2 protein-coding genes are annotated in these 1710 nt (G+C 77.0%); both read left to right on the top strand.

All coding sequences use genetic code 11. The features are described 5' to 3' along the window. The coding region (locus HLB09_RS16565) for a S1C family serine protease (RefSeq protein WP_212771273.1) at positions 1–1153 on the top strand (1153 nt) is incomplete at its 5' end. Between the two features lie 204 nt (positions 1154–1357). Continuing rightward, positions 1358–1648 (top strand): WXG100 family type VII secretion target, encoded by a 291-nt coding sequence (locus HLB09_RS16560; RefSeq protein ID WP_171204398.1) that lies wholly within the window; start codon positions 1358–1360, stop codon positions 1646–1648. Positions 1649–1710: the final 62 nt, after the last annotated feature.

Below are 1710 nucleotides of genomic sequence, written 5' to 3'. Positions count from 1 at the left end.
GGGCGCGCTCGTGGCGGTCGGGGTCGTGGCCGCGCTCGTCGGCGGCGGGGCGGCCGTGGGCGTCGGCGCCCTCGCGGGCCCCTCGAGCACCTCGAGCACGACGGCCGCCCTCGCGCCCTCCTCGAGCTCGTCCTCCTCGGGGAGCAGCAGCGCCCCGGCGACGACGGACGCGGTCGACTGGCAGGCCGTGTCGAGCCGGGTGGCGCCGAGCGTCGTCGCCATCCAGGTGGCGAGCCAGACCGCCCAGGGCGAGGGCTCCGGGGTCGTGCTCGACGACCAGGGCCACGTCCTCACGAACTACCACGTCGTCAACGGCGCGGGCAGCGGGGCGCAGATGCGCGTCGTCCTCCCGGACGGCCGCGTGTACGACGACGTCACCGTGGTGGGCCAGGACGCGGCGACCGACCTCGCCGTCATCCAGATCGCGAACCCGCCCTCGGACCTCCGGCCGGCCACCCTGGGCGACTCCTCCGCCGTCGAGGTCGGGCAGCCCGTCATGGCCGTCGGCAACCCGCTGGGCCTGTCCGACACCGTGACCACGGGCATCGTCTCGGCGCTCGACCGCCCCGTGACGACGACGCAGGAGAGCACCGACCAGCAGTCGCAGCAGCAGCTGCCCTTCGGCTTCCAGCAGCCGCAGCAGGCCCCGCCGGAGCAGGTCGTCACCAACGCCATCCAGACCGACGCGGCGATCAACCCGGGCAACTCCGGCGGCGCCCTCGTGGACGCCGCGGGCGACGTCATCGGCATCAACTCCTCCATCGCCAGCACGGGCCAGCAGGCCGGCTCGATCGGCCTCGGCTTCGCCATCCCGTCGAACGAGGCGAAGCGCATCGCGACCGAGCTGATCCAGGACGGCGCCGCCGACCACGCCTGGCTGGGCGTGACCCTCACGGACACGACGGCGACCGCCGACGGCACCACCCGCCTCGCCGCCGGCATCCAGTCGGTCACCGAGGGGACGCCCGCGGCGGACGCCGGCCTGCGGGCGGGCGACGCCGTCACCGCCGTCGACGGCCAGCCCGTCGAGGGCGCCGAGTCCCTCACGGCGCAGCTGCGCGAGCGGGCCCCCGGCACGACGGTGACGCTCACCGTCGTCCGCGACGGCGCGCAGAGCTCCGTGCAGGCGACCCTCGGCACCCGCCAGGACTGACGGTCCGACGGGTCGCCGCGCGGCCAGCACGGCCGCGAGGAGCCCCCGGTGCACGCCGCCGGGGGCTCCTCGGCGTCCGGGGGGTCCTCGGCGTCGGTCGCCGGGCCCGGCGGGCCTGTGGACGACGCCTGCGGGCCTCCGACGGGCGCCCCTAGCGTCCCGGCGCAGCGGGACCGCACCGGTCCCCCGAGCCCAGGAGGCGCCGTGAGCAGGTTCGAGGTCGACAGCAGCCAGGTGCAGCAGGCGAGCGCGGCGGTCCGCGCGTCGTCGGCCGCGCTCGCCGGGGAGGTGGACCGGATGATGCGGTCCCTCCTCGACCTGCAGGGCAGCTGGAAGGGGCAGGCGTCCAGCCAGTTCCAGGCCGTCGTGGCGGACTGGCGGGGCACCCAGGAGAGGGTCCGCGCCTCGCTGGACCAGGTGAACGCGGCCCTGGCGGCGGCGGGCACCTCCTACGCCGAGGTCGAGGAGCGCAACGCCCGCATGTTCGCGCTCTGACCGACGCGCGGCCCGGGCCCTGCGGCCCGGGCCGGGCGGGCCGGGGCGAGCCGGGCGGGCCG

Origin of the sequence: Pseudokineococcus marinus, from assembly GCF_013004605.1 — a bacterium.
Classification (GTDB): Bacteria; Actinomycetota; Actinomycetes; order Actinomycetales; family Quadrisphaeraceae; genus Pseudokineococcus; species Pseudokineococcus marinus.
This window is presented reverse-complemented; position numbering and strand designations above follow the sequence as displayed.